At 47.8% G+C, this 19,293-nt stretch carries 19 protein-coding genes; 6 read left to right on the top strand and 13 right to left on the bottom strand.

All coding sequences use genetic code 11. The features are described 5' to 3' along the window. Positions 1–44: 44 nt before the first annotated feature. Together nagB and nagA are read right to left on the bottom strand one after the other, a co-directional pair. Complete coding sequence (gene nagB, locus ATH33_RS03610; protein ID WP_121874131.1) at positions 45–782, bottom strand: glucosamine-6-phosphate deaminase; 738 nt, start codon at positions 780–782, stop codon at positions 45–47. A 3-nt stretch (positions 783–785) separates the two neighbouring features. Next, positions 786–1,970 (bottom strand): N-acetylglucosamine-6-phosphate deacetylase, encoded by a 1,185-nt coding sequence (gene nagA / locus ATH33_RS03605; RefSeq protein WP_121874061.1) that lies wholly within the window; start codon positions 1,968–1,970, stop codon positions 786–788. Between the two features lie 290 nt (positions 1,971–2,260). Here nagA and ATH33_RS03600 point away from each other — a divergent pair, with 290 nt between their 5' ends. Next, positions 2,261–3,445: a CynX/NimT family MFS transporter gene (locus ATH33_RS03600; RefSeq protein WP_121874060.1), complete on the top strand. Its 1,185-nt coding sequence runs from the start codon at positions 2,261–2,263 to the stop codon at positions 3,443–3,445. Positions 3,446–3,499: 54 nt separating this feature from the next. On the opposite strand, the gene ATH33_RS03595 is transcribed toward ATH33_RS03600, so the two are convergent. The 8 genes from ATH33_RS03595 to ATH33_RS03560 form a co-directional block, all read right to left on the bottom strand. Beyond that, positions 3,500–4,828: an APC family permease gene (locus ATH33_RS03595; RefSeq protein WP_121874059.1), complete on the bottom strand. Its 1,329-nt coding sequence runs from the start codon at positions 4,826–4,828 to the stop codon at positions 3,500–3,502. A gap of 151 nt (positions 4,829–4,979) precedes the next feature. Beyond that, positions 4,980–5,414, bottom strand: coding sequence for a pyrophosphohydrolase domain-containing protein (locus ATH33_RS03590; protein ID WP_052186687.1), 435 nt, complete (start codon positions 5,412–5,414; stop codon positions 4,980–4,982). Positions 5,415–5,437: 23 nt separating this feature from the next. Then, positions 5,438–6,481 carry a ribonucleotide-diphosphate reductase subunit beta gene (locus ATH33_RS03585; protein ID WP_242062444.1) on the bottom strand — a complete coding sequence of 348 codons (1,044 nt, stop codon included), beginning with the start codon at positions 6,479–6,481 and terminating at the stop codon, positions 5,438–5,440. Positions 6,482–6,493: 12 nt separating this feature from the next. Beyond that, positions 6,494–8,659: a ribonucleoside-diphosphate reductase subunit alpha gene (locus ATH33_RS03580; RefSeq protein ID WP_052186690.1), complete on the bottom strand. Its 2,166-nt coding sequence runs from the start codon at positions 8,657–8,659 to the stop codon at positions 6,494–6,496. A 418-nt stretch (positions 8,660–9,077) separates the two neighbouring features. Next, positions 9,078–9,560 carry a CRISPR-associated protein Cas4 gene (gene cas4, locus ATH33_RS03575; RefSeq protein ID WP_062842985.1) on the bottom strand — a complete coding sequence of 161 codons (483 nt, stop codon included), beginning with the start codon at positions 9,558–9,560 and terminating at the stop codon, positions 9,078–9,080. Next, the gene (locus ATH33_RS03570; protein ID WP_062842984.1) at positions 9,560–9,829 is read right to left on the bottom strand and encodes a hypothetical protein; all 270 of its coding nucleotides are present in this window, start codon (positions 9,827–9,829) and stop codon (positions 9,560–9,562) included. The genes cas4 and ATH33_RS03570 overlap by 1 nt, the downstream gene beginning before the upstream one ends. Positions 9,830–9,956: 127 nt before the next feature. Further along, entirely contained in the window at positions 9,957–10,907 is a 951-nt protein-coding gene (gene trxB / locus ATH33_RS03565) for a thioredoxin-disulfide reductase (RefSeq protein WP_037995428.1), read from the bottom strand. Between the two features lie 141 nt (positions 10,908–11,048). Further along, positions 11,049–11,681 (bottom strand): DsbA family oxidoreductase, encoded by a 633-nt coding sequence (locus ATH33_RS03560; protein WP_121874058.1) that lies wholly within the window; start codon positions 11,679–11,681, stop codon positions 11,049–11,051. A 155-nt stretch (positions 11,682–11,836) separates the two neighbouring features. Here ATH33_RS03560 and ATH33_RS03555 point away from each other — a divergent pair, with 155 nt between their 5' ends. Together ATH33_RS03555 and ATH33_RS03550 are read left to right on the top strand one after the other, a co-directional pair. Next, complete coding sequence (locus tag ATH33_RS03555) at positions 11,837–12,559, top strand: pseudouridine synthase (RefSeq protein WP_121874130.1); 723 nt, start codon at positions 11,837–11,839, stop codon at positions 12,557–12,559. Positions 12,560–12,727: 168 nt separating this feature from the next. After that, positions 12,728–14,092 carry an amino acid permease gene (locus ATH33_RS03550; RefSeq protein ID WP_037995431.1) on the top strand — a complete coding sequence of 455 codons (1,365 nt, stop codon included), beginning with the start codon at positions 12,728–12,730 and terminating at the stop codon, positions 14,090–14,092. 451 nt (positions 14,093–14,543) lie between these two features. Here ATH33_RS03550 and ATH33_RS03540 read toward each other — a convergent pair whose 3' ends face one another. Next, the gene (locus ATH33_RS03540) at positions 14,544–14,966 is read right to left on the bottom strand and encodes a helix-turn-helix transcriptional regulator (RefSeq protein ID WP_037995434.1); all 423 of its coding nucleotides are present in this window, start codon (positions 14,964–14,966) and stop codon (positions 14,544–14,546) included. A 274-nt stretch (positions 14,967–15,240) separates the two neighbouring features. On the opposite strand from ATH33_RS03540, the gene ATH33_RS03535 reads away from it, so the two are divergent. Both ATH33_RS03535 and ATH33_RS03530 read left to right on the top strand, forming a co-directional pair. Then, positions 15,241–16,251 (top strand): gluzincin family metallopeptidase, encoded by a 1,011-nt coding sequence (locus ATH33_RS03535; RefSeq protein ID WP_121874057.1) that lies wholly within the window; start codon positions 15,241–15,243, stop codon positions 16,249–16,251. 170 nt (positions 16,252–16,421) lie between these two features. Next, a complete protein-coding gene (locus tag ATH33_RS03530) occupies positions 16,422–17,666 on the top strand; it encodes a YeeE/YedE family protein (protein WP_121874056.1) in 1,245 nt (414 codons plus the stop codon). Between the two features lie 71 nt (positions 17,667–17,737). Here ATH33_RS03530 and ATH33_RS03525 read toward each other — a convergent pair whose 3' ends face one another. Then, positions 17,738–18,013 carry an Mpo1-like protein gene (locus ATH33_RS03525; protein ID WP_037995438.1) on the bottom strand — a complete coding sequence of 92 codons (276 nt, stop codon included), beginning with the start codon at positions 18,011–18,013 and terminating at the stop codon, positions 17,738–17,740. Between the two features lie 124 nt (positions 18,014–18,137). Between ATH33_RS03525 and ATH33_RS03520 the strand changes: the two genes are divergently transcribed. Next, entirely contained in the window at positions 18,138–18,491 is a 354-nt protein-coding gene (locus tag ATH33_RS03520; RefSeq protein WP_037995440.1) for a hypothetical protein, read from the top strand. Here the strand turns inward: ATH33_RS03520 and ku are convergent. Beyond that, positions 18,488–19,291, bottom strand: a complete 804-nt coding sequence (gene ku / locus ATH33_RS03515; protein ID WP_121874055.1) for a non-homologous end joining protein Ku — start codon at positions 19,289–19,291, stop codon at positions 18,488–18,490. The two genes, ATH33_RS03520 and ku, sit on opposite strands and share 4 nt — an antisense overlap. Between the last annotated feature and the right edge of the window lie 2 nt (positions 19,292–19,293).

Genomic DNA, 19,293 nt, shown 5'->3' with positions numbered 1-19,293 from the left:
CGCAAGCTGAAACCGGCAAACACCGGGTCTACATGCCCGGTGCCTCATCCACGGTTGCCCGGGGACAAAGCCTCTTCATCGGCAATGATGGTGACATTCGGATGTTGTTTCAAAATGGAAGCCGGCAATTCCGGGGAAGGTTCATCCATGGTGAACAGCCGGCGCAAGACCGGGGCTTTCATCTTCCCGTTGGCAAGCAATACAATCTCTTTGCTTTTCATAATGGTCGAAAGCCCCATCGTGATCGCATGGGTCGGAACCTGATCCTTCCCGTCAAAAAAAGGACGGTTGGCTTCCCGGGTCGATTCCGTCAACTTCACCACGTGGGTCTTGGAGGAAAAAGGGGTCCCGGGTTCATTAAATCCGATATGTCCGTTTCTGCCGATCCCCAAAATTTGCAAATCGATGCCTCCGTGTTCTTCGATCTTCCGCTCATAACGCACACATTCCTCTTCCGGATTTTTTGCCAAGCCATCCGGAATATGGGTTTGCCCGACAGGGATATCGATATGTCGAAAGAGGTGTTTCATCATATAAAAGTAATAACTGGTTGCATCCTCAGGACCCAAGCCGATATACTCATCCAAATTGAAGGTGGTGACATGTCGGTAGGAAGTGCCGTTTTGCCGGTGATCCGAGACCAGTTTTTGATAAACGCCGGTGGGGGTCGCGCCGGTCGCAAGTCCCAGCACGGGAGACTCCGTTTCCTTTACCAACCGGATGATTCGTTCAGCCGCCAAATTACACATTTCTTCATAGCTTTGTACACGGACCAGTTCCATCATTCATTCCCCCTGTGTCTGTTGATACGCAAACTCGCCACGGCAGATCGTGAGGTAAATATCCAAGTCGGGATTTAACACCACCAGATCCGCATCTTTTCCAACCCGGATACTCCCTTTGCGATCATCCATCTTTAACTCTTTTGCCGCGTTGGAAGCGGTCATTTGGATCACTTCTTCCATGGTGCATCCGGTATATTCGATCATATTTTTTGCAGCATCCTTCATTTTTAAAATGCTTCCGGCCAACGTGCCGTCTTCCAAACGGGCGTCCCGGTTCGAAACAAAGACCTTTTGGCCTCCCAAATCATAATTCCCCCTCTTCATACATTTGGCACGCATGGCATCAGTGATCAGCAAAATCCGGTCACTGGTGATTTGCTGGTAAGCCAGCCGCACGCTACGCGGATCGATATGGATCCCGTCCACTATCATTTCCACATTCAATTCTTTACACAACATGGCCGCTCCGGCGACACCGGGCTCCCGGTGATGAAATCCGCGCATGCCGTTAAAAAGATGGGTGACATGGGAGATGCCGGCTTCGATTCCTTCCATCACTTGATCAAAGGTGGCATCGGAATGGCCGATGGAAGCAATGACCCCCGTCTCCCTCAAATAGGCTGCCAATTCATATCCGCCCGGTTCTTCCGGAGCCAAGGTAACCAATTTAATGGTTCCCCGGGCAACCTCCTGCCACTTTTTAAACTGCTTTACATCGGGTTCCAAAATAAATTCCAACGGTTGCGCGCCTTTGCGCTTGGCATTGACAAACGGCCCTTCCAGATGAACCCCCACACATTCCGCTTTGCCCGGGGATTGATGTTGCATATATTCCGCGGCATTTTTCAGCGCCTTTTCAATGTTCTCCGGTGACTGAGTGATCGTTGTCGCCAAAAAAGCAGTCGTCCCTTCCCGGGCCAAAGCGACTGCCATTTGATCCAATGCTTCCGGCGTGGCATCCATCACATCAGCCCCGGCGGCACCGTGAATATGGACATCAATCATTCCCGGAACAACGGTTCTTCCTTGTACATCCAGCACGGATCCGCTGCAAGTCGGAACATAATCATCCATGGTGCCGATCGCCGATATTTTATCATCTGTCACAGAAATAAAACCGTTGGGTATCAAACCGTTTTCTGCATAAATCTTTGCATTGATCAAGGTCCACGTGAATTGGTTCATGTGAATAATAACTCCTTTGCTCTCTTTGTCATTCCTAAGTTTAACGCTGTCAATCCCATCCGTCCATCGGATGGCAATGCCATTCATAATATAGCCCGTCCGGTCCGAAAAAAGCGCTCCACTTTTTCATTGCCAGTATGCATCATCTTTGCTACAATATCTTTCAATCAAAGAAACCCTTTTATCTTTTCATATTTCAAGTCAACTTGCAAAGAAGATGGCAGACGTTCATGCCATCTTTTCTTTTATCTTCACCTTTTGTTTATTCCATCTTCAAAGGAGTTCACAGCATGAATCATCAACCATCGGTGCAAAAAGCCATTTTGGTTGCAGGAATTGTTTTTGTTGCGTTTAATTTGCGCCCTTCGATCACTTCTGTCGGGCCCGTGATTCATTCGATTCGAGCCGATCTGCACATATCCAATGGAACGGCCGGATTTCTCACCACTTTGCCGTTGATTGCTTTTGCCCTGCTGTCTCTTGTGGCCCCGCCTTTATCGCGAAAATGGGGAAATGAACGGACCATCTTTGTCGGACTTTTCACACTGGCATGCGGCATTCTTATCCGTTCGGCCGGAACGGTGTTCACCGTCTTTTTCGGCACGATTTGGATCGGAATCGGAATCGCCATCGGAAACGTGCTGCTTCCCGGTATCGTGAAAGAAAAATTTCCGGAACAAGCCGGCTTGATGACCAGCATTTACACCACTTCGATGAACACCTTTGCCGCCATCGGATCAGCCGTGAGCATTCCGCTGGCGGATGCGCTGAACGGGGGATGGAAATCCTCTCTTTCTTTTTGGGCCTGGATGGCCATTGCAGCTTTGTGTATATGGATTCCCCAGATCCGAAGCGCAAATCAAAACCGGTCGGCCAAAGCGGGATCGCCCCGGACAGGCGCTACCTTGATGTGGCGTTCACCGCTTGCCTGGTATGTGACCTTTTTCATGGGACTGCAATCCTTTCTGTTTTACTGCACCATCACCTGGCTTCCCGCCATCTTGCAAAGCCGGGGATTCAGTGAAGAAACCGCAGGGTGGATGGTATCGGCCATGCAACTCATCAGCCTGCCTGCCACTTTTGCCACCCCGGTTCTGGCCAACCGGCTATCCCAGCAAAAAGGAATCGCCTTTGCCATCGGACTGTTTCACCTTGCGGGAATCATTGGTTTGTTTACCAGCGAACCGGTTCTTCTGTATATCAGTATTGCCATGATCGGAATTGCCCAAGGTGCGAGCGTCAGCCTGGCTCTCACATTGATCACACTGAGGACGGCCCATGCCAAAGAAGCCGCCAATCTTTCCGGCATGTCGCAATCCGTCGGGTATCTGCTTGCCGCCTTTGGTCCGATCCTGCTGGGTTATCTCTTTGATGCAACCCGCTCATGGGTTCCGTCCCTTGTGCTCCTGCTGGCAACAACGGTCTGTTTGATTCTTTCCGGACTGGGGGCCGGCCGCCGGGGTCATGTCGCATGATACGAAAAAAGAAGGTTCGCATCCTGCAGGATGTGAACCTTCTTTTTTCATGAATCAAACCTGATCCGTCGCTCTCCGTTTTAAGAAATAATAAACCGGCAGTCCGATGACCATAATGAAGATTGCACCCAATCCGCCGACCGGATCATGCCGGAGCATGCTGACAATGATGTAAATCGAACCGACAATGGCAACCAGAGGCACCAACGGGTAAAGCGGAACACTGTAAGGCCGCTCTTTCCCGCTGTTTCTTCTGCGCAAAGTAAACACGGCAAAAAAGGCAAAAATATAAAAGAGATAAATGGAAAATACCGAGATATCCGACAAACGGTTCGGATCGCTGATCAGCATGAAAACCGTGGCGATCGCCGCTTGTGAAATAATGGAAACATAAGGCGTGTGAAATTTCGGATGCACCTTGCCCAACCCTTTGGAAAACGGCAATTGGCCGTTTTGGGCCATCGCATACGGGATCCGCGGAAAAGCCATCATTTTTCCGTTCAGGCAACCAAAAATCGAAATAATGATTCCAATGGTGATCAAAATCCCGCCAAAATCGCCAAACAACGTTGTTGCCGCCGTACTTGCCGCGTTTTCACCCAACTTCACAATATCTTCTGCAGGCAACACATACAAAAGGGCCATATTGACAAGCAAATAAACCACGGTGACCCCCGCCAAACCGATAAAAATCACCTTCGGCAACAATCTGGTCGGGTTTTTCATTTCCCCGGCAACGGATCCGACCAAAATCCATCCGTCATACGCAAACAAGGTTGCCAGCACGGCCGCGCCAAAGCTGAATTCTTCCGGCTCGAAAGCCCCCGGGGTGAAGATCGACTGTTCTCCCTTCCATAAACCGAAGATGATAATGAGCACAATCGGAATCAGTTTGGCCGCCGTGGAGATGTTTTGCACCCATCCTCCATACTTCGTTCCGGTGATGTTTACCAACATCAACAGTACCACAAACCCGATCCCGATTCCTTTCAACCATGACTCGTCCAGGCCAAACAGATGAACAATCAATGAACCCAGATACAAACCCAATGCGGCAATGACCGCCGGACCGTACACCACGGTCTGCACCCATCCGCATAAATATCCCCAAAACTTTCCATACGTTTCTTCCAAATAAATATATAACCCGCCCGTTTTGGGAATTTGCGCTCCCACTTCAGCAACGGTCAGTCCGCTGGCCAATGTGATCAATCCCCCCAAAAGCCAGGCGAACAAAGCCATCTTTGCATTTCCTGAAGAGGCCAACACTTCGCCGGGTTTCATAAAAACCCCGGAACCGATGACTGTTCCGATTACAATGGATAATGCCGTAATAAATCCAATGTCCCTTTTTAAATGATTGCTGTTGTGTTCTGCGTTCATGGTGTCCTCCTTATAAAGACAAATGTCTTTTAGAGGATTATACATTATCAAGATGGGAATATGTATAAAAATAATAAAGTAACTCAATTTAGAATATATCCATAAAAAAGAAACCGTCTCTTATGAAAGAGACGGCGTTTGGTACCGGCATTTAATCTTTTTGGACACCCGCAGGTTCATCGGATGGATCGCCGGTGGTTTCCATTTTTTGCTTCCGGATTTCTTCCCGGATCCGCGGCTGGGGATCTTTCCACCCCGGCGGCTTGATCACTTTTCCGTCCGTTTCCCGGTAACGGGGTTTTCCATCCGGCCACAACTTGCTCATATTGGCTTCATGGACGATTTGAAAAACCGCTTCCGGCTTCACTCCCATTTCCACCAGCGTGCCCAACGCCAGGTAAATGGTATCGATCATGGCATCCGCTTGATCTTCAATGGTCGAAGCTTTGGCAAACTCGTCCAATTCTTCCTCCATCCATTTTTTGCGCTTGGCGACCCGTTCTTCGGACAGTTTCCCGGGTTGGTCGCTCACCGGAACCGAGTAAGCTTGATGAAATGCTTTGACTTTTCTCCAGGCCTCATTCATGGTCAGAATCCTTCCTATCCATATTAAAGGTCACTGAAATCCAGGTTTCCGGCTTTTGCATAGTTGGTCACTTTCTGCTCAAAAAAGTCGGTTTTGGTGGCATTGAGATTGGAGAAGCTTTCCACCCATTTCATGGGATGGGACGTGATTTCCGGATACAAAATTTCCAGTCCCAGCCGTCCCAACCGTTCATTGGCCAAAAATTTGATGTACCGGTCAATGAGGTCATTGTTCAATCCCTGAATGTGATTGTTGGTGATATATTGTCCCCAGCGGATTTCATGTTGCACGGCAGTCCGGGTCATTTCCCGCAATTCTTCAATCAATTCCGACGTAAACAGATCCGGGTTTTCCTTACGCAACTCTTTGATCATGTTTTGGAACAACACCACATGGGTCAGTTCATCACGCTGAATGTATTTGATAATCGTTGCCGTGGCGGTCATTTTCCCGTTTCGCGCCAAGGCATAGAAGAAGGAGAATCCGCTGTAGAAGTAGAGAGATTCCAGCAAAAAGTTCGCCATGCAGGTCCGGACAAAGTTTTTGTCATTCCGGTCATCCACAAACTGCTGATATAAATCGGCAATAAATCGGTTCCGTTCCAAAAGCCGCGGATCATTGCGCCATTCATCATAAATGTTTTCCCGTGTTTCCGGCGAACAAACACTGTCCAAAATGTAGCTGTATGACTGGGCGTGAATCTCTTCCTGAAACGCCTGGATATTTAACAAGGAGCAAACTTCCGGCGCCGTCACATACTCATTGATGTTCGGCAGGTTCTCCCCTTGAATCGAGTCCAAAAAGTTGAGAAAGGAAATGGTTTTGTCAAAAGCGCGCCGTTCTTCCGGACTCAATTCCGCGAACATTTTGGCGTCTCCCGCCAACGGAATCTCCTCGGGAATCCAAAAGTTGTTCAGCATGGTCCGGTACAATTTGTGTGCCCAATCGTATTTAATCCGGTTCCACTCTCTCAGGTTGGTGGTGTTTCCGTTAATCATGCGTTGGGTTCCCCGTTGTCCGTGTTCATTAAATATTTTTTTCCGTTGCAGTTTTTCCATTTTCTTCATTTCCCCTTCCCTTTATGATGAACAACTGACGCATTCTTCCACTTCAATGGATTGATTCCGGACATAGTAGATGGTTTTCAGCCCATGCTTCCAGGCATCCATATACAGTGACAAAAATTCTTTTGCCGATGTATCGGGGGTGATATACAGATTAAACGACTGGGATTGGTCGATATGCCACTGTCTTTTCCCCGCAGCCCGGATGCTCCAATGCTGGTCAATCCGATGGGCTTCTTTATAGTACCAAGCCGTTTGGGGCGACAAATTGGGAGCCGTAAGCGGAATGACCGCCCCCCGTTTCTCCTCCACAAAATATTTGGCATAAACCGGATCAATGCCCGCCGTCGATCCGGCAATCAAGGAGGTCGATCCGGTCGGTGCCACGGCGAATAACCACGCATTTCTCAACCCGTGTTTTTGCACGTCCTCGCGCAATTGTTGCCAGCGTGAACTGGTGTAACCGCGCCGCCGGAAATACTCTCCGGTTTGCCATTCGCTTCCCTCAAAGCAAGGATAACTTCCCTTTTCTTTGGCAATTTCCATGGACGCTTTGATCGCTTGATAAGCAATTTCTTCAAAGAGACGGTCCGCTTCTTCCAGATGTTCTTCCGACTCCCAAACAATTTGATGTTGTGCAAGATATTGATGGTATCCGCTCGTTCCCAAGCCGACGGCCCGGTATTTTTTATTGGTCCGTTCCGCTTGTTTGACCGGATAGATATTCAAATCCACCACATTATCCAACATGCGCATTTGAACCGGGATAATCCGCTTGATGTCTTCAAGGGATTGAATCCGACCCAGATTCAGCGATGACAAGTTGCATACGACAAAATCGCCCGGCTTGGTTTTGGTTACGATGACACCGTCTTCCAACTCCTCGCTGATCAATTCCGTCGGGGACATGTTTTGGCAGATTTCGGTACACAGATTGGAAGAATAGATCATCCCTTGATGTTTATTGGGATTGGCCCGGTTGACCGCATCCCGGAAAAACACAAAGGGCGTTCCTGTTTCAAAAGCGCTGACCATGATCCGTTTCATGATCTCAATGGCCGGAACCTTTTGCTTTTTCAAGTCCGGATGGGCTTCACATTCCAAGTAGCGTTTTTCAAACTCGCTTCCCCAGTAATCTTCGATGGAATATCCCATCACTTCCCGGATCTCGTGGGGATCGAACAAATGCCAGTCGCCCCGTTCCTCCACCCGTTTCATAAACAAATCCGGAATGCAAACGCCCGGGAAAATATCATGGGCTTTCAACCGGTCATCCCCGTTATTGGTTTTGAGATTGAGAAAATCAAAAATATCGGCATGCCAGACATCCAAATAAATGGCAAAAGCCCCGCGGCGGACTCCCAACTGGTCGACGGCCACCGCCGTGTTATTGTAATTCCGGATCCAGGGAATCACCCCGCCGGAAGCGCCATGATGCCCGCGGATCTTGGAACCTTTGGCCCGGACTTTCCCCAGATAGATGCCGACCCCGCCGCCGTGCTTGGACACTTGGGCCGTCACCGAATTGGTGTGGTAGATCGACCACAACGAGTCCCCCACCGTGTCGATAAAACAAGAGGACAACTGATGGAGGGGTTTTCCCGCGTTGCTCAACGTCGGGGTGGCAACCGTGATTTCCAATTTGGACAAAACATCATAAAACCGCTTCGCCCACCCCACACGGTCTTCTTCTTTTTGCGCCAGATGCATGGCAATGATCATAAAACGCTCTTGCGGCAATTCCATGATCCGTCCGTCATAATCCTTCACAAGATAACGGTCTTGCAACACTTTTAAACCGATGTAATTAAACAGCAAATCCCGCTCCGGTTTCATGTACGCTTCCAATTCATTAATTTCATTCTCTTCGTATGATTCCAACAAATAAGCACCGTATAACTTTTTCTCCGTCAATGTATGTATCAGTGGATAAAATCCGCCATACTTTCTGGAAGATGGATAACCGCGGTTCTCTGCCGCCTCCATGTACAACTCATGTGCCAACAGATGCGCGGCGACAAATTGCCAATCCGGCTCTTCCGCCGTTGTTTTTTCCACCGTGGTTCGAATAATGGTTTGCAACACTTCTTTGTCCGTCATATTTTCGTGCAATTGCGCTTCCGCTTCCCTCAGCCATTCTTCCCGATCCAAATGCGGAAAGCGCCGGCACGCTTCATTCATCAAATTTCGAAACGGGCTGATCTGATCCAGATTCGTCTTCAACACAACGAACACCTGCCATTCATACTATATATAGTTGCCATCTAAGTATAACCAACACAATATATAGTGCCAAACAGCAAAAAAAAAGCTAACATGACTTCTGTCCGTCCGAGAAGCAAAATTCAACCCGGGATATTCCTTTTTCTCGAAGAAGCTCGGTCCCCCGGGGGTTGACGAAGCCCTGTCCGGATTGATTCCTTGTTTTTCTGCATGTTTTTTTATTTTAATTCATGCAAACACATGAATTTAACATTTATTCATGGCATCCTTCATTTGTTTTGCTTTTTCTTTTTTGAGCACTTTGTTTGTATTGCAAACTGGTTTACGATTTTCGGACCAAAAAAAAGGGCCCGCTTCTCTTCTCGTCCCCCGTTTTCTACACTTTCGTGCAGGAAACTTTGTAGAATTCACATTGCCGGCATTTTGGCAAATAAATGTTCACCCGGGTTTCATTCGTCTGTTCCACTTCCCTCATCTGTTTGATGACGGTCAATAATTGTTCCTTTAATTGCGGAGTCCACTCCACCTCGCACACCCGATTTTGATAGCGGATTTCCCCCCGGATTTTTTTCGCTTGATACGTTTCCTCCACGAGCATGAAATAAGCAGCCAATTGCAACCGGTCGCCGTCATAGGGGCGTGTCCTTTTTAACATTCCTGATTTGTATTCCACCACGAAATAAGTTCCGTCCTTCATTTTCCAGATCTCGTCGGGCTTGCCCCGGATACCCCATTTTCGGTTGACCAGAACTTTCCCCGCACCGGTTGCGTCTGAATACACCAAACTTCTTTTGGATTTTAAGAAAAACCGTAAAAAGATCAACAGGAAAACCAGCAAAACAGAGAGGAACATGGCCATCAAGCATTCATCACCGTCCAAATCACAAACAACAGGATCACGACAAGCAACACCGCCACTGCCCAATCCGTCCCTTTCGTTTTCACCCACACCAAAACGGCTTTCTTCCGGTGGTAACGCTTCCCTTTTTGAAAGAGCCGTTTTTGGGTTTTCAACTTTTGTTCATCGGCTTCGACCAGCCCTTGACGGTGCAATTTGGCCAGCCTCCATTGCTCGGGACAATAACAAAACTGATTAATTTCCTTTGCGGTGATCCACCTCTTTTTCAATCCGGATATCCCCTTCTTTATGCCATTCTTTTTGTTATATTTTACCAAATTTTCTGTATCTTTTAAATAAAAAACACCCCTTCCCCGTCGAAAGTTTCAAGGAAAGGGTAACGAATAAACTTCATTTTTATTTCAGCGACTGGCTCCAGTCTTGTGCGGCATTCCCTTCCAAAAAGCGTTCACAATCAAGTGCTGCCATACAACCGCTTCCGGCCGCCGTGATCGCCTGACGGTAAACCCGGTCCTGCACATCCCCGCAGGCAAAAACGCCGGGGACATTGGTTTGCGTCGTTCCTGGCTTCACTTGGATGTAACCCAACTCATCCAACTCAATTTGCCCTTGAAGGAAGCCGGTGTTGGGTTGGTGCCCGATGGCGACAAAAATTCCGTCTGCTTCCAGAATTTCTTCTTCCCCTGTTTCGTTATTTTTCACTTTTAATCCTTTGACTCCTTGTTCCCCACGGATCACTTCCACCGGTGTCCGGTTCATGGCCCACTTAATCTTGTCGTTTTGCCGTGCCCGGTCCTGCATGATTTTGGATGCCCGCAATTCATTGCGCCGGTGAACAATGGTGACTTCCGATGCAAAACGGGTCAGGAAAGTGGCCTCTTCCATCGCGGAATCGCCGCCGCCTACAACCAGCAATTTTTTGCCGCGGAAGAAGAAGCCGTCGCATGTCGCACAAGTGCTCACGCCCATCCCGATGCTTTCTTTTTCGCCGGGAATTCCCAACAATTTGGCCGTTGCCCCCGTAGAGATAATGAGCGCAGACGTTTCAATCACTTCATCTTCTCCAAGAAACAATTGAAAAGGACGCTTGGACAAGTCGACCTTTTTCACCCAGCCGCGTTTGAAGGTGGCTCCAAAACGTTCGGCCTGCTTTCGCATATTATCCATCAATTCCGGGCCCATGATTCCGTCCGGAAAGCCCGGAAAATTTTCCACTTCCGTCGTGGTCGTCAGTTGTCCGCCCGGTTCAGGCCCTTCAATCACCAACGGTTCCATGTTGGCGCGAGCCAGATAAATGGCTGCGGTCAACCCTGCCGGACCGGTTCCCAATACAATCACTTTTTGCATGTTGTTTACCCCCTGTTCACAATGATGATCTATGTCACATATGTAACCTTCTATGATTACAGCATCCCTTCATCATTGTAACTGAAATTTCGCCATGAAGCCAAACGGATTTCCGGCCTCCTCTTTGAAAACTCTCCTTGTTCAGGATGCTTTCACTTCCTGGAATGCCCGCAAAAAATTATCTTTGGGATGCGCCCCGGCCATGGCCAACCGGCCCTGGATAATAAAAAAAGGAATGCTTTGAATCCCTGAATTCCCGGCCTGTTCCAAATCTTTTTCGACTTCGTGCCGGATGTTCTCGTCCAGAAGCGCCTTCCTCGCCTCATTCGGATCATATCCCACGGATTCAGCGATCCCGGTCAACACATCCATATCACCAATATTATGCCCTTCTTCAAAAAAAGCCTGATACAATTTTTCAGCCATCTGCGTTTTCTTACCGGGATCGGTCCACTTCAGGAGCATATGAGGCGCCATGGTGTTGGGAAGCCACTCAATCCGGTCAAACCTGAATTTCAAACCGACAGGGGCCCCGGCTCTTGAAATCTGTTCCAATGCCTGATAAGCCCTCGACATGTTTCCCATTTTGCGCACCATCATATCCATAAACAAAACGCCACGGGGCGGGATCTCCGGATATAACATATACGAACGGTATTTAATTTCAAACGGTTCGCCGGATTGTTCCGTCCATTCCTGTATGGCATCTTTGAGATTTTTATGGCCGATCCGGCACCAAGGACAGGTCAAATCATGATAAACCTCAATATCCATTTTGTCTCTCCTTTGAAATCACACAACTGCAAACTCCAGTATATCACAAGAAAAAAATATTAGATACGATACCAAAGTAAGCATCAGACTGCATGGAAGCCCTCCCTTGTGCTATTATGTTTTTTGTGAATCAAGAGAAAGAGAGCGTGAATCAGATGAAAAAGAAAAGCCAACGCTTGGATAAAGTCCTGTCCCATGTGGGGATCGGAACCCGCAAAGAAATCAAAAAACTGGTAAAAGCCGGCCGGGTCAGAGTCAATGATGAACCCGCAACCGACCCAGGCATGCATGTGTTCCCCTTTGAAGATCAAATTGAAGTCGATCACCAGCCGATTTTGTACCGGGAACATATCTATTTAATGATGAATAAACCGCAAGGAGTCCTGTCTGCAACCGAAGATGCCTTTCAGGAAGTGGTGACGGATCTGTTGGAACCGGAACACCGCGTTTTCTCGCCGTTTCCGGTCGGACGGTTGGATAAAGACACCGAAGGTTTACTGTTGATGACAAGCGACGGAAAACTGGCACACCAGCTTTTGTCTCCCAAAAAACACATTCCGAAAGTGTACGTTGCTGACATCGAAGGAGAAGTGACAGAAAACGATATCCACGCATTTCAAACGGGAATTACATTGGAAGACGGTTACACAACCATGCCGGGGGATCTTCACATCCTGCATGCCGGCCTCCAATCCACCGTCGAAATCACCATCTATGAAGGAAAATTTCACCAGATCAAAAGAATGTTCCGGGCCCTTGGGAAAAAGGTGCTGAATTTGAAACGAATCCGCATGGGTTCATTGGAACTGGATCCGGATTTGGCTCCCGGAGAATACCGTGAATTAACAACGGGAGAATTGAACAAATTAATCAAATAATAATTGGTCAAAAACAACTTAAGCTTGGTGATCCAATGGATCACCCACCCCCTCGTCAGAAACCCGAGGTCATCGATTCAGTTGAAAACGCTAACAAATTCATTTACAATGTTCTATATCAAACATTCATTATACTAATACAATCATTTATTTCAAGGAGGCAACTTAATGGATAGCAAAAAAAACAATTCAGTCAATGAATTAGAAAGGGGGCTTGGTGACCGGCATATTCAATTGATCGCGATCGGCGGGGCCATCGGTGTCGGGCTTTTCCTCGGTTCAGCCCAGGCGATTCAAACAGCCGGACCTGCAATCATCCTCTCTTATGCACTTGGCGGGCTCATGATCTTTTTGGTAATGAGAGCTTTGGGGGAATTGGCCCTTTTTAAACCTGTTGCCGGATCCTTCAGCACCTACGCGACGGAATTTGTGGGACCCTGGGCCGGATTTGTCACCGGTTGGAATTACTGGTTTATGTGGGTGGTAACAGGAATGGCCGAAATTACCGCGGTGGGTGTTTATTTCCGTTACTGGTTTCCGGAAGTGCCGCAATGGATTCCTGCACTCGGGGCTCTTTTGGCTGTTTATATTGTCAACTTGATTACGGTGAAACTGTTTGGGGAAATCGAATTTTGGTTTGCTTTGATCAAGGTGGCCACCATTGTTGCCCTGATCATCATCGGTTTCATTATGATCACGACCGGTTGGGGCAATGGAGGGGAAGCCGTCGGCTTTTCAAACCTGTGGGCCAATGACGGGTTTATGCCCTTTGGCATCGCAGGTGTCCTGTTGGCCCTGCAAATGGTGATGTTCTCTTTCTTGGGAGTGGAACTGGTCGGAGTGACCGCCGGGGAAGCAAAAAATCCGGAGAAAACCCTTCCAAAAGCCATCAACAGTGTGATCTGGCGGATTTTGATATTCTATATCGGAGCCTTGGCCATCATCTTATCCCTGTATCCTTGGAACCAAATGAGTGGTGAAAACAGTCCTTTTGTGCTGATTTTCACAAAAGTCGGGATTCCCGCTGCCGCCGGCATCATTAACTTTGTTGTCCTCACGGCCGCTCTGTCTTCTTGTAACAGCGGAATCTTCAGCACCGGACGCATGCTTTACACACTGGCAAAAGACAGACATGCCCCACGCGCCTTGGGACAATTGAATTCAAGAAAGGTTCCGGCACGTGGTATCACGTTGTCTGCAGCGATCCTGCTGATCGGGGTACTGTTAAACTATGTCATTCCGGAGAAAGCCTTTTTATATATCACCAGCGTGGCCACTTTCGGTGCGCTTTGGACCTGGGGTATGATTCTTTATGCTCACTTAAAATTCCGTAAAAAAGCAGACCATGCAAAAGTCCATTTCAAAATGCCGGGTTATCCCGTCACCAACTGGATCGCCATTCTCTTCCTGGTCCTTGTGGCTTTCTTACTGTCCTTAAACCCTGAAACCCGGATTGCTTTGATTGTGGGGCCTGTTTGGCTCTTGATCTTGCTCATCAGCTATCAATTTGTGAAAAAAAGTACAGAAAAATAATTATGAATGAGGCTGCCTGTTCAGGCAGTTTTTTTGTCCCTAATTAACATATTTTTCTAAATTATACATCTATTTTTGGTATAATAATAAAGAACAAACGATAAAGGAGTCCCTTTTATGTTGATCGCCTCCCTCCTTTATACCCTTCTTTTTTTGTCTGCAATGTTTTTTTCCCTCATGTCCATTCGGGCAGTGCTTGTAAACCTTCCGGTGATCCCCTGGATTTTGGGCCTTCTGGCGACAGGCAGTCTTTACATGTTCATGGAATCCATCGAGGAGCTTTTTTTTTCGTTTTGACAGGACTGCGACGATCGGGAATCCTTTCTCCGTGCTTTCCATCAAAACGCCGGCGGATTCCCGATTATTCTGTAAATTTTGTCATTCGCCCGCAAACAGAATCCATCGTTCCCCGCTTTCCGGCAAACGTTTTATCCTTCAGGCGGATCACAATTCACTGGCTGACTCTTTTTTCCGGAAGGGAGTCATATTTCCCCAGACCCAACATCCGGATATGCTCTTGAATCATTTCATCGTTGTAACCTTTGGCGCGCAATTCCTTGATTTTATTTTCCCGGCGCCGCAAAATATCTCTCATTTCTTTTTTGTCATATTCCCGGACGAGCTGTAATTGCTCCTCCTCCGTCGGCGGGATAAATTCATATAATTCATCCGGACGAACCCCGAGCAACCGGGCCATATGAAAAATCGTTTCCGGCCTAGGCATCGCCCCGCCCCGGGCCCACAAAGAAACCTGTTGCTTGCGAACCCCCAACGCCCGGGCCAAAGCGGTCTGACTCGGTTTTTTTCCGCAGATCTTCCAACCTTCTTCCCTTCTTCTCATCAACACACTGTCAATGCGGGGAATCAGTTTCATTCATCATCCTCCTCTTCTTGTCAAATCCACTCTTTCCGATCCTTCAACCTTTGAATTTGACCAATATATTCATATTTTTAAGTTTAATATTTCTTGAGAAAATAATCAAAAAACAAACCGTGATTCTCTTGGGAAAATCCTGCACCAAACAGCCCACCAATACAGAAGACGACTGTTTCATTTAAGATTTCGACAAATTGCTGTAAAAAAGGGATATATCATTTTAATATAGAATATATTTCTTTGTATTGTTTTATGAAGGAGGACGCTTTCCATGAACCGGAGATCGATGAATGCCTTGGCACTGACCATCAGCATGGCTTTTTCACCTGCCTGGGCTTATGCCTATCCACAAGTTGCAAAGGCCAGCCAACCGGCCGGCACCTCGGTCCAACAGCTCCAACATTTCAATGAAAAAACGGAGACCGCACAAGTTCTGGGACCTTCATCCCCCCATTACCGGGCCAACCTTTTCTATGACAGCCAAAATCACCACATTCAAGGCAAGCTGTCCGTCACTTTTACCAACCATCTGCAGCAGGAAATGCAAGAGGTGTACTTTCATCTCCGGGGAAATGCCAAAACTTATCAGCAAAAAGGCGGAAAAACAACCATCAACCAAGTCCAAGTCAATGGAAGAAAAGCCGGATTTCAAGTCAAAAACCACACCGCCCTCCATCTCACTGGTTTTCAACTTCCATCCAAACAAAGCGCAACGGTTTCCATGGACTTTGAGGTCAACATTCCTCATGACCAAGGCCGTTTTGGGTGGCATCACACCACAACTTCACTGGAAAATTGGTTGCCGGTGCTGGCTGTTTACGATCATGAGAAATGGAATGTGGACCCGTATTCTTCATATGGAGAAAGTTTTTATAATCTTCCCGGAAACTATGATATTACTCTGACGACCGACAAACATCAAGTGATTGCCGCCACCGGGATCGAAATTGGATCGGCAAAGGTGCAAGGGAACTTGGTGACACACCGTTATCAAGCCAAACATGTCCGTGATTTTTCCATCCATATGGATCCCGGCTTTCAAGTGATTTCGGATCAAGTCCGGCACGTCAGGGTCAATGTATACTATACCAAAAAGCATGAAAAATACGCGGAAACCATGTTAGAAACCGCTGTGAACAATGTGGAATCATACATCAAAAAGCATGGAAACTATCCATGGCCGGAGTTAGATGTTGTCTGTACCGATGGCAGATTTGGAGAATGGGATTCCCCGCAACTGTTGATGGTTTCACAGGTTCACAATAATTCCCGCAAAATATAATCCGTGATCGCCCGTTGAAACGGGCATTCTTGCCCCGTAAAAATTTGGGGCCTTTAAACCGATTATTCCGGTTTCCAATTATGATTTTTCATGGTAATATATTGTACTCATAGGAATGATTTTTTTATCCCAAAAACCAACTATATTAATCGGAAAGGAAGTGATTGGGGATGGCCATGATCTCGACTTCATTGAAATCAACAACCCGTCCGGTCAATCCCTCTCCCTTGCCTTCGGTCCAAACCGGACTGGCATGGGCATCCGGATTGTTGTTTCTTCTTTTGGGATCGGTCATTTTATGGCAACAAGGCTCCCACCAAAGCCTTTTGTATGGAATCGGCTTTTTGTTGGGAATGACCTTGTATCATGCACGATTTGGATTTACTTCGGCATTCCGGCAACTCCTCACCGTCGGGCAAGGGCAAGGAATCCAGGCCCATATGGTGATGCTGTCGGTTGCCAGCATCCTTTTTTCCATCATCTTTGCAACAGGAGTCACTTGGACCGGTGCCGCTCCGCAACCCAACTTGTCTCCCGTCGGCACAGCCATGATTGTCGGCGCCTTTTTGTTCGGAATCGGGATGCAGTTGGGAGGGGCTTGCGCGTCCGGAACCTTATTCCATGTTGCTGGAGGACGATCCTCCTTGTTGCTGACCCTGACCGGATTTATCATCGGATCGGTTTTGGCCGCATGGAATTGGGATTTCTGGCAAGGGCTTCCCAGCTTCGGGGCGTTTTCTTTAGCCACCTCCACCGGTTGGGGATACGGACCGGCGTTGGTGGTCCAGCTGGCGGTTTGTGCGCTGATCTATCTTGCGGTCTCCTGGATTTCGAAAAAGAGAAACGCTCCCTTTCGGAAACCGGTTCCCACCACCCGGGGATGGAAACGGATCATCCGGGGTTCCTGGCCGCTATGGACGGCGGCGGTTCTGTTGGCTGTCTTAAACAGCCTGACTCTTTTCTTCAGCGGAAAACCATGGGGAATCACTTCCGCCTTTGTGCTCTGGGGATCGAAAATTTTGCAAGCAACCGGAATCGATGTGGCTTCATGGAGTTATTGGTCCGGGGCAAACGAACAAGCTTTGAAAGAATCCGTCCTGGCGCACACCACCTCCATCATGGATTTTGGCATTATCTTCGGCGCTTTGTTTTCAGCCGCCATCAGCGGAACCTTTAAACTGCAAAAAATCACCCCCAAAGTGGCGGCCGCTTCTCTGATCGGCGGAATCATCATGGGATATGGCGCCCGTCTGGCATTTGGTTGCAACATTGGCGCTTATTTCAGCGGGATTGCCTCCTTCAGCCTGCACGGCTGGGTTTGGGCTGTCTTTGCATTATTGGGAAGTTATGTCGGCGTCAAATTGCGCCCGCTTTTTACATTAAAAAACCCGAAACCCACCGATCAATTTTGTTGATAAAAAAACGGCTCCCCACTTTTTGCGGGAGCCGTTTTTTCTTCCGGCCGCCCGTTTTTCCGGCGCGGCGATTATTTGGTTTTGCGCAACAGCTTGCGCAAAAAATAATACGGACCGATGATTAAATAAAGCGGATTGGAGAAAAAAGTCGGTTTTTTTCCCTCAAACGCATGACCAATGAACTGAAACATCCATCCCGCCACAAACAACCCCAGTGCCCATTTCCAATGAAAGAAAAACAGGGGCAGCGAAATAATGATCATTGGAATGCCGATCATATGGGTTCCCCGATTGACCGGATGTTGATGATCTCGGCGGTATTTTTCCAACATTTCAGAAACTTTCATCAGTACCTGCCTTCCTTTTTTTCCTGATTACTCTTATTATAACAAAACATCCTGCAATCAATCAGTGATTCTATCGTTTGAGAAAAAGTCATATACATCTTAAAAACAAGAAAGAGGGATTTATATGAAGTGGATCCGTTCCTCACTTTTTCAACCCCTTCTTGCCATGATCGGCATCGCCGCCATGATGACCGGCGGTTTGTGGCTGGGAAAAACTCTCGTCCCGATTGATAAAGCCGTCTCTTCCTCTGCCGAACCCGAAACCGGAAACTTGACCCGGGTTGAATATGTGATGGAAAAAGTGGGATCCAAAAAGGTTGAGGCCGAGCCTGCCCTTTCGGCTCCCACCGGTGCAAACGGTTACTGGATTGTGGAACATTACCGCCAATATGAGTATCATTATGATGCCAACCATCGTTTTCTCTACAAAAACCCCACACAACATGAAACTTATCTGCGCTATTGGCATGCCCGTTAGGAAGAAGCTTTCTTCTTGCGGCCATTTTTTTTCCCTTTCGTGGCATCGATACTGGCTTGCAGCGCTTCCATCAAATCAACCACTTTTTCCGGCCGGCGATGCGGGGATTCGACGATTTCTTCATCGTTTATTTTCTTGTCGATGGCGGATTGGACAGCTGCCCGGAATTCGTCTTTGTATTTTTCGGGATCAAACTTGGTGGTCAATTGTTCAATCAATTGGGTCGCCATTTTTAATTCTTTTTCCGTCACTTTCGCATTGTCGGGCACATACGGGACTTCCTCGATGTTCCGGACTTCATCCGGATAGAAAATGGTCTCCATCACGAGGCAGGACCGGTAAATCCGAATTACGGCCAAGGATTGTTTGGAACGGATCGTCACCTTGGCCACCCCGATTTTCCCGGTTTCTTCCAAGGCTTGCCGAAGCAAGGCATAAGCCTTGTTGTTTTCATCCTGTGCCCCCAAGTAATAGGTTTTGTTAAAATAAATTGGATCAATTTCTTTTAACTCGACAAAATCCAAAATCTCAATGGCCTTGTCCGGATCCGGCGCAATGGCATCCAACTCCTCTTTTTCGAGCATCACAAACTTTCCATCGGCATATTCAAATCCTTTCACCACTTCATCCCAAGGAACCTCCCGCTGGCAATGCGGACAAGTCCGTACGGTTTTGATCGGTGTCCGGCATTCTTTGTGAAGGTAACGGAAACGAATGTCTTTGCTCTCGGTGGCTGCATACATTTTCACCGGAATATTGACAAGACCGAAACTGATCGATCCTTTCCACATGGTATGCATGA

The organism is Thermoactinomyces vulgaris (assembly GCF_003688725.1).
Taxonomy (GTDB): domain Bacteria; phylum Bacillota; class Bacilli; order Thermoactinomycetales; family Thermoactinomycetaceae; genus Thermoactinomyces; species Thermoactinomyces vulgaris.
This window is presented reverse-complemented; position numbering and strand designations above follow the sequence as displayed.

Excerpts from the sequence above, each read along its gene's own strand:
- ATH33_RS03555 (WP_121874130.1), top strand. The coding sequence starts at position 11,837 with ATGAAAAAGAAAAGCCAACGCTTGGATAAAGTCCTGTCCCATGTGGGG.
- ATH33_RS03520 (WP_037995440.1), top strand. The coding sequence starts at position 18,138 with ATGAAGTGGATCCGTTCCTCACTTTTTCAACCCCTTCTTGCCATGATC.
- ATH33_RS03525 (WP_037995438.1), bottom strand. The coding sequence starts at position 18,013 with ATGAAAGTTTCTGAAATGTTGGAAAAATACCGCCGAGATCATCAACAT.
- trxB (WP_037995428.1), bottom strand. The coding sequence starts at position 10,907 with ATGCAAAAAGTGATTGTATTGGGAACCGGTCCGGCAGGGTTGACCGCA.
- ATH33_RS03600 (WP_121874060.1), top strand. The coding sequence starts at position 2,261 with ATGAATCATCAACCATCGGTGCAAAAAGCCATTTTGGTTGCAGGAATT.
- ATH33_RS03590 (WP_052186687.1), bottom strand. The coding sequence starts at position 5,414 with ATGAATGAGGCCTGGAGAAAAGTCAAAGCATTTCATCAAGCTTACTCG.
- nagB (WP_121874131.1), bottom strand. The coding sequence starts at position 782 with ATGGAACTGGTCCGTGTACAAAGCTATGAAGAAATGTGTAATTTGGCG.
- nagA (WP_121874061.1), bottom strand. The coding sequence starts at position 1,970 with ATGAACCAATTCACGTGGACCTTGATCAATGCAAAGATTTATGCAGAA.
- cas4 (WP_062842985.1), bottom strand. The coding sequence starts at position 9,560 with ATGGCCATGTTCCTCTCTGTTTTGCTGGTTTTCCTGTTGATCTTTTTA.
- ATH33_RS03530 (WP_121874056.1), top strand. The coding sequence starts at position 16,422 with ATGGCCATGATCTCGACTTCATTGAAATCAACAACCCGTCCGGTCAAT.
- ku (WP_121874055.1), bottom strand. The coding sequence starts at position 19,291 with ATGCATACCATGTGGAAAGGATCGATCAGTTTCGGTCTTGTCAATATT.
- ATH33_RS03595 (WP_121874059.1), bottom strand. The coding sequence starts at position 4,828 with ATGAACGCAGAACACAACAGCAATCATTTAAAAAGGGACATTGGATTT.
- ATH33_RS03550 (WP_037995431.1), top strand. The coding sequence starts at position 12,728 with ATGGATAGCAAAAAAAACAATTCAGTCAATGAATTAGAAAGGGGGCTT.
- ATH33_RS03585 (WP_242062444.1), bottom strand. The coding sequence starts at position 6,481 with ATGAAGAAAATGGAAAAACTGCAACGGAAAAAAATATTTAATGAACAC.
- ATH33_RS03535 (WP_121874057.1), top strand. The coding sequence starts at position 15,241 with ATGAACCGGAGATCGATGAATGCCTTGGCACTGACCATCAGCATGGCT.
- ATH33_RS03580 (WP_052186690.1), bottom strand. The coding sequence starts at position 8,659 with ATGAATGAAGCGTGCCGGCGCTTTCCGCATTTGGATCGGGAAGAATGG.
- ATH33_RS03540 (WP_037995434.1), bottom strand. The coding sequence starts at position 14,966 with ATGAAACTGATTCCCCGCATTGACAGTGTGTTGATGAGAAGAAGGGAA.
- ATH33_RS03560 (WP_121874058.1), bottom strand. The coding sequence starts at position 11,681 with ATGGATATTGAGGTTTATCATGATTTGACCTGTCCTTGGTGCCGGATC.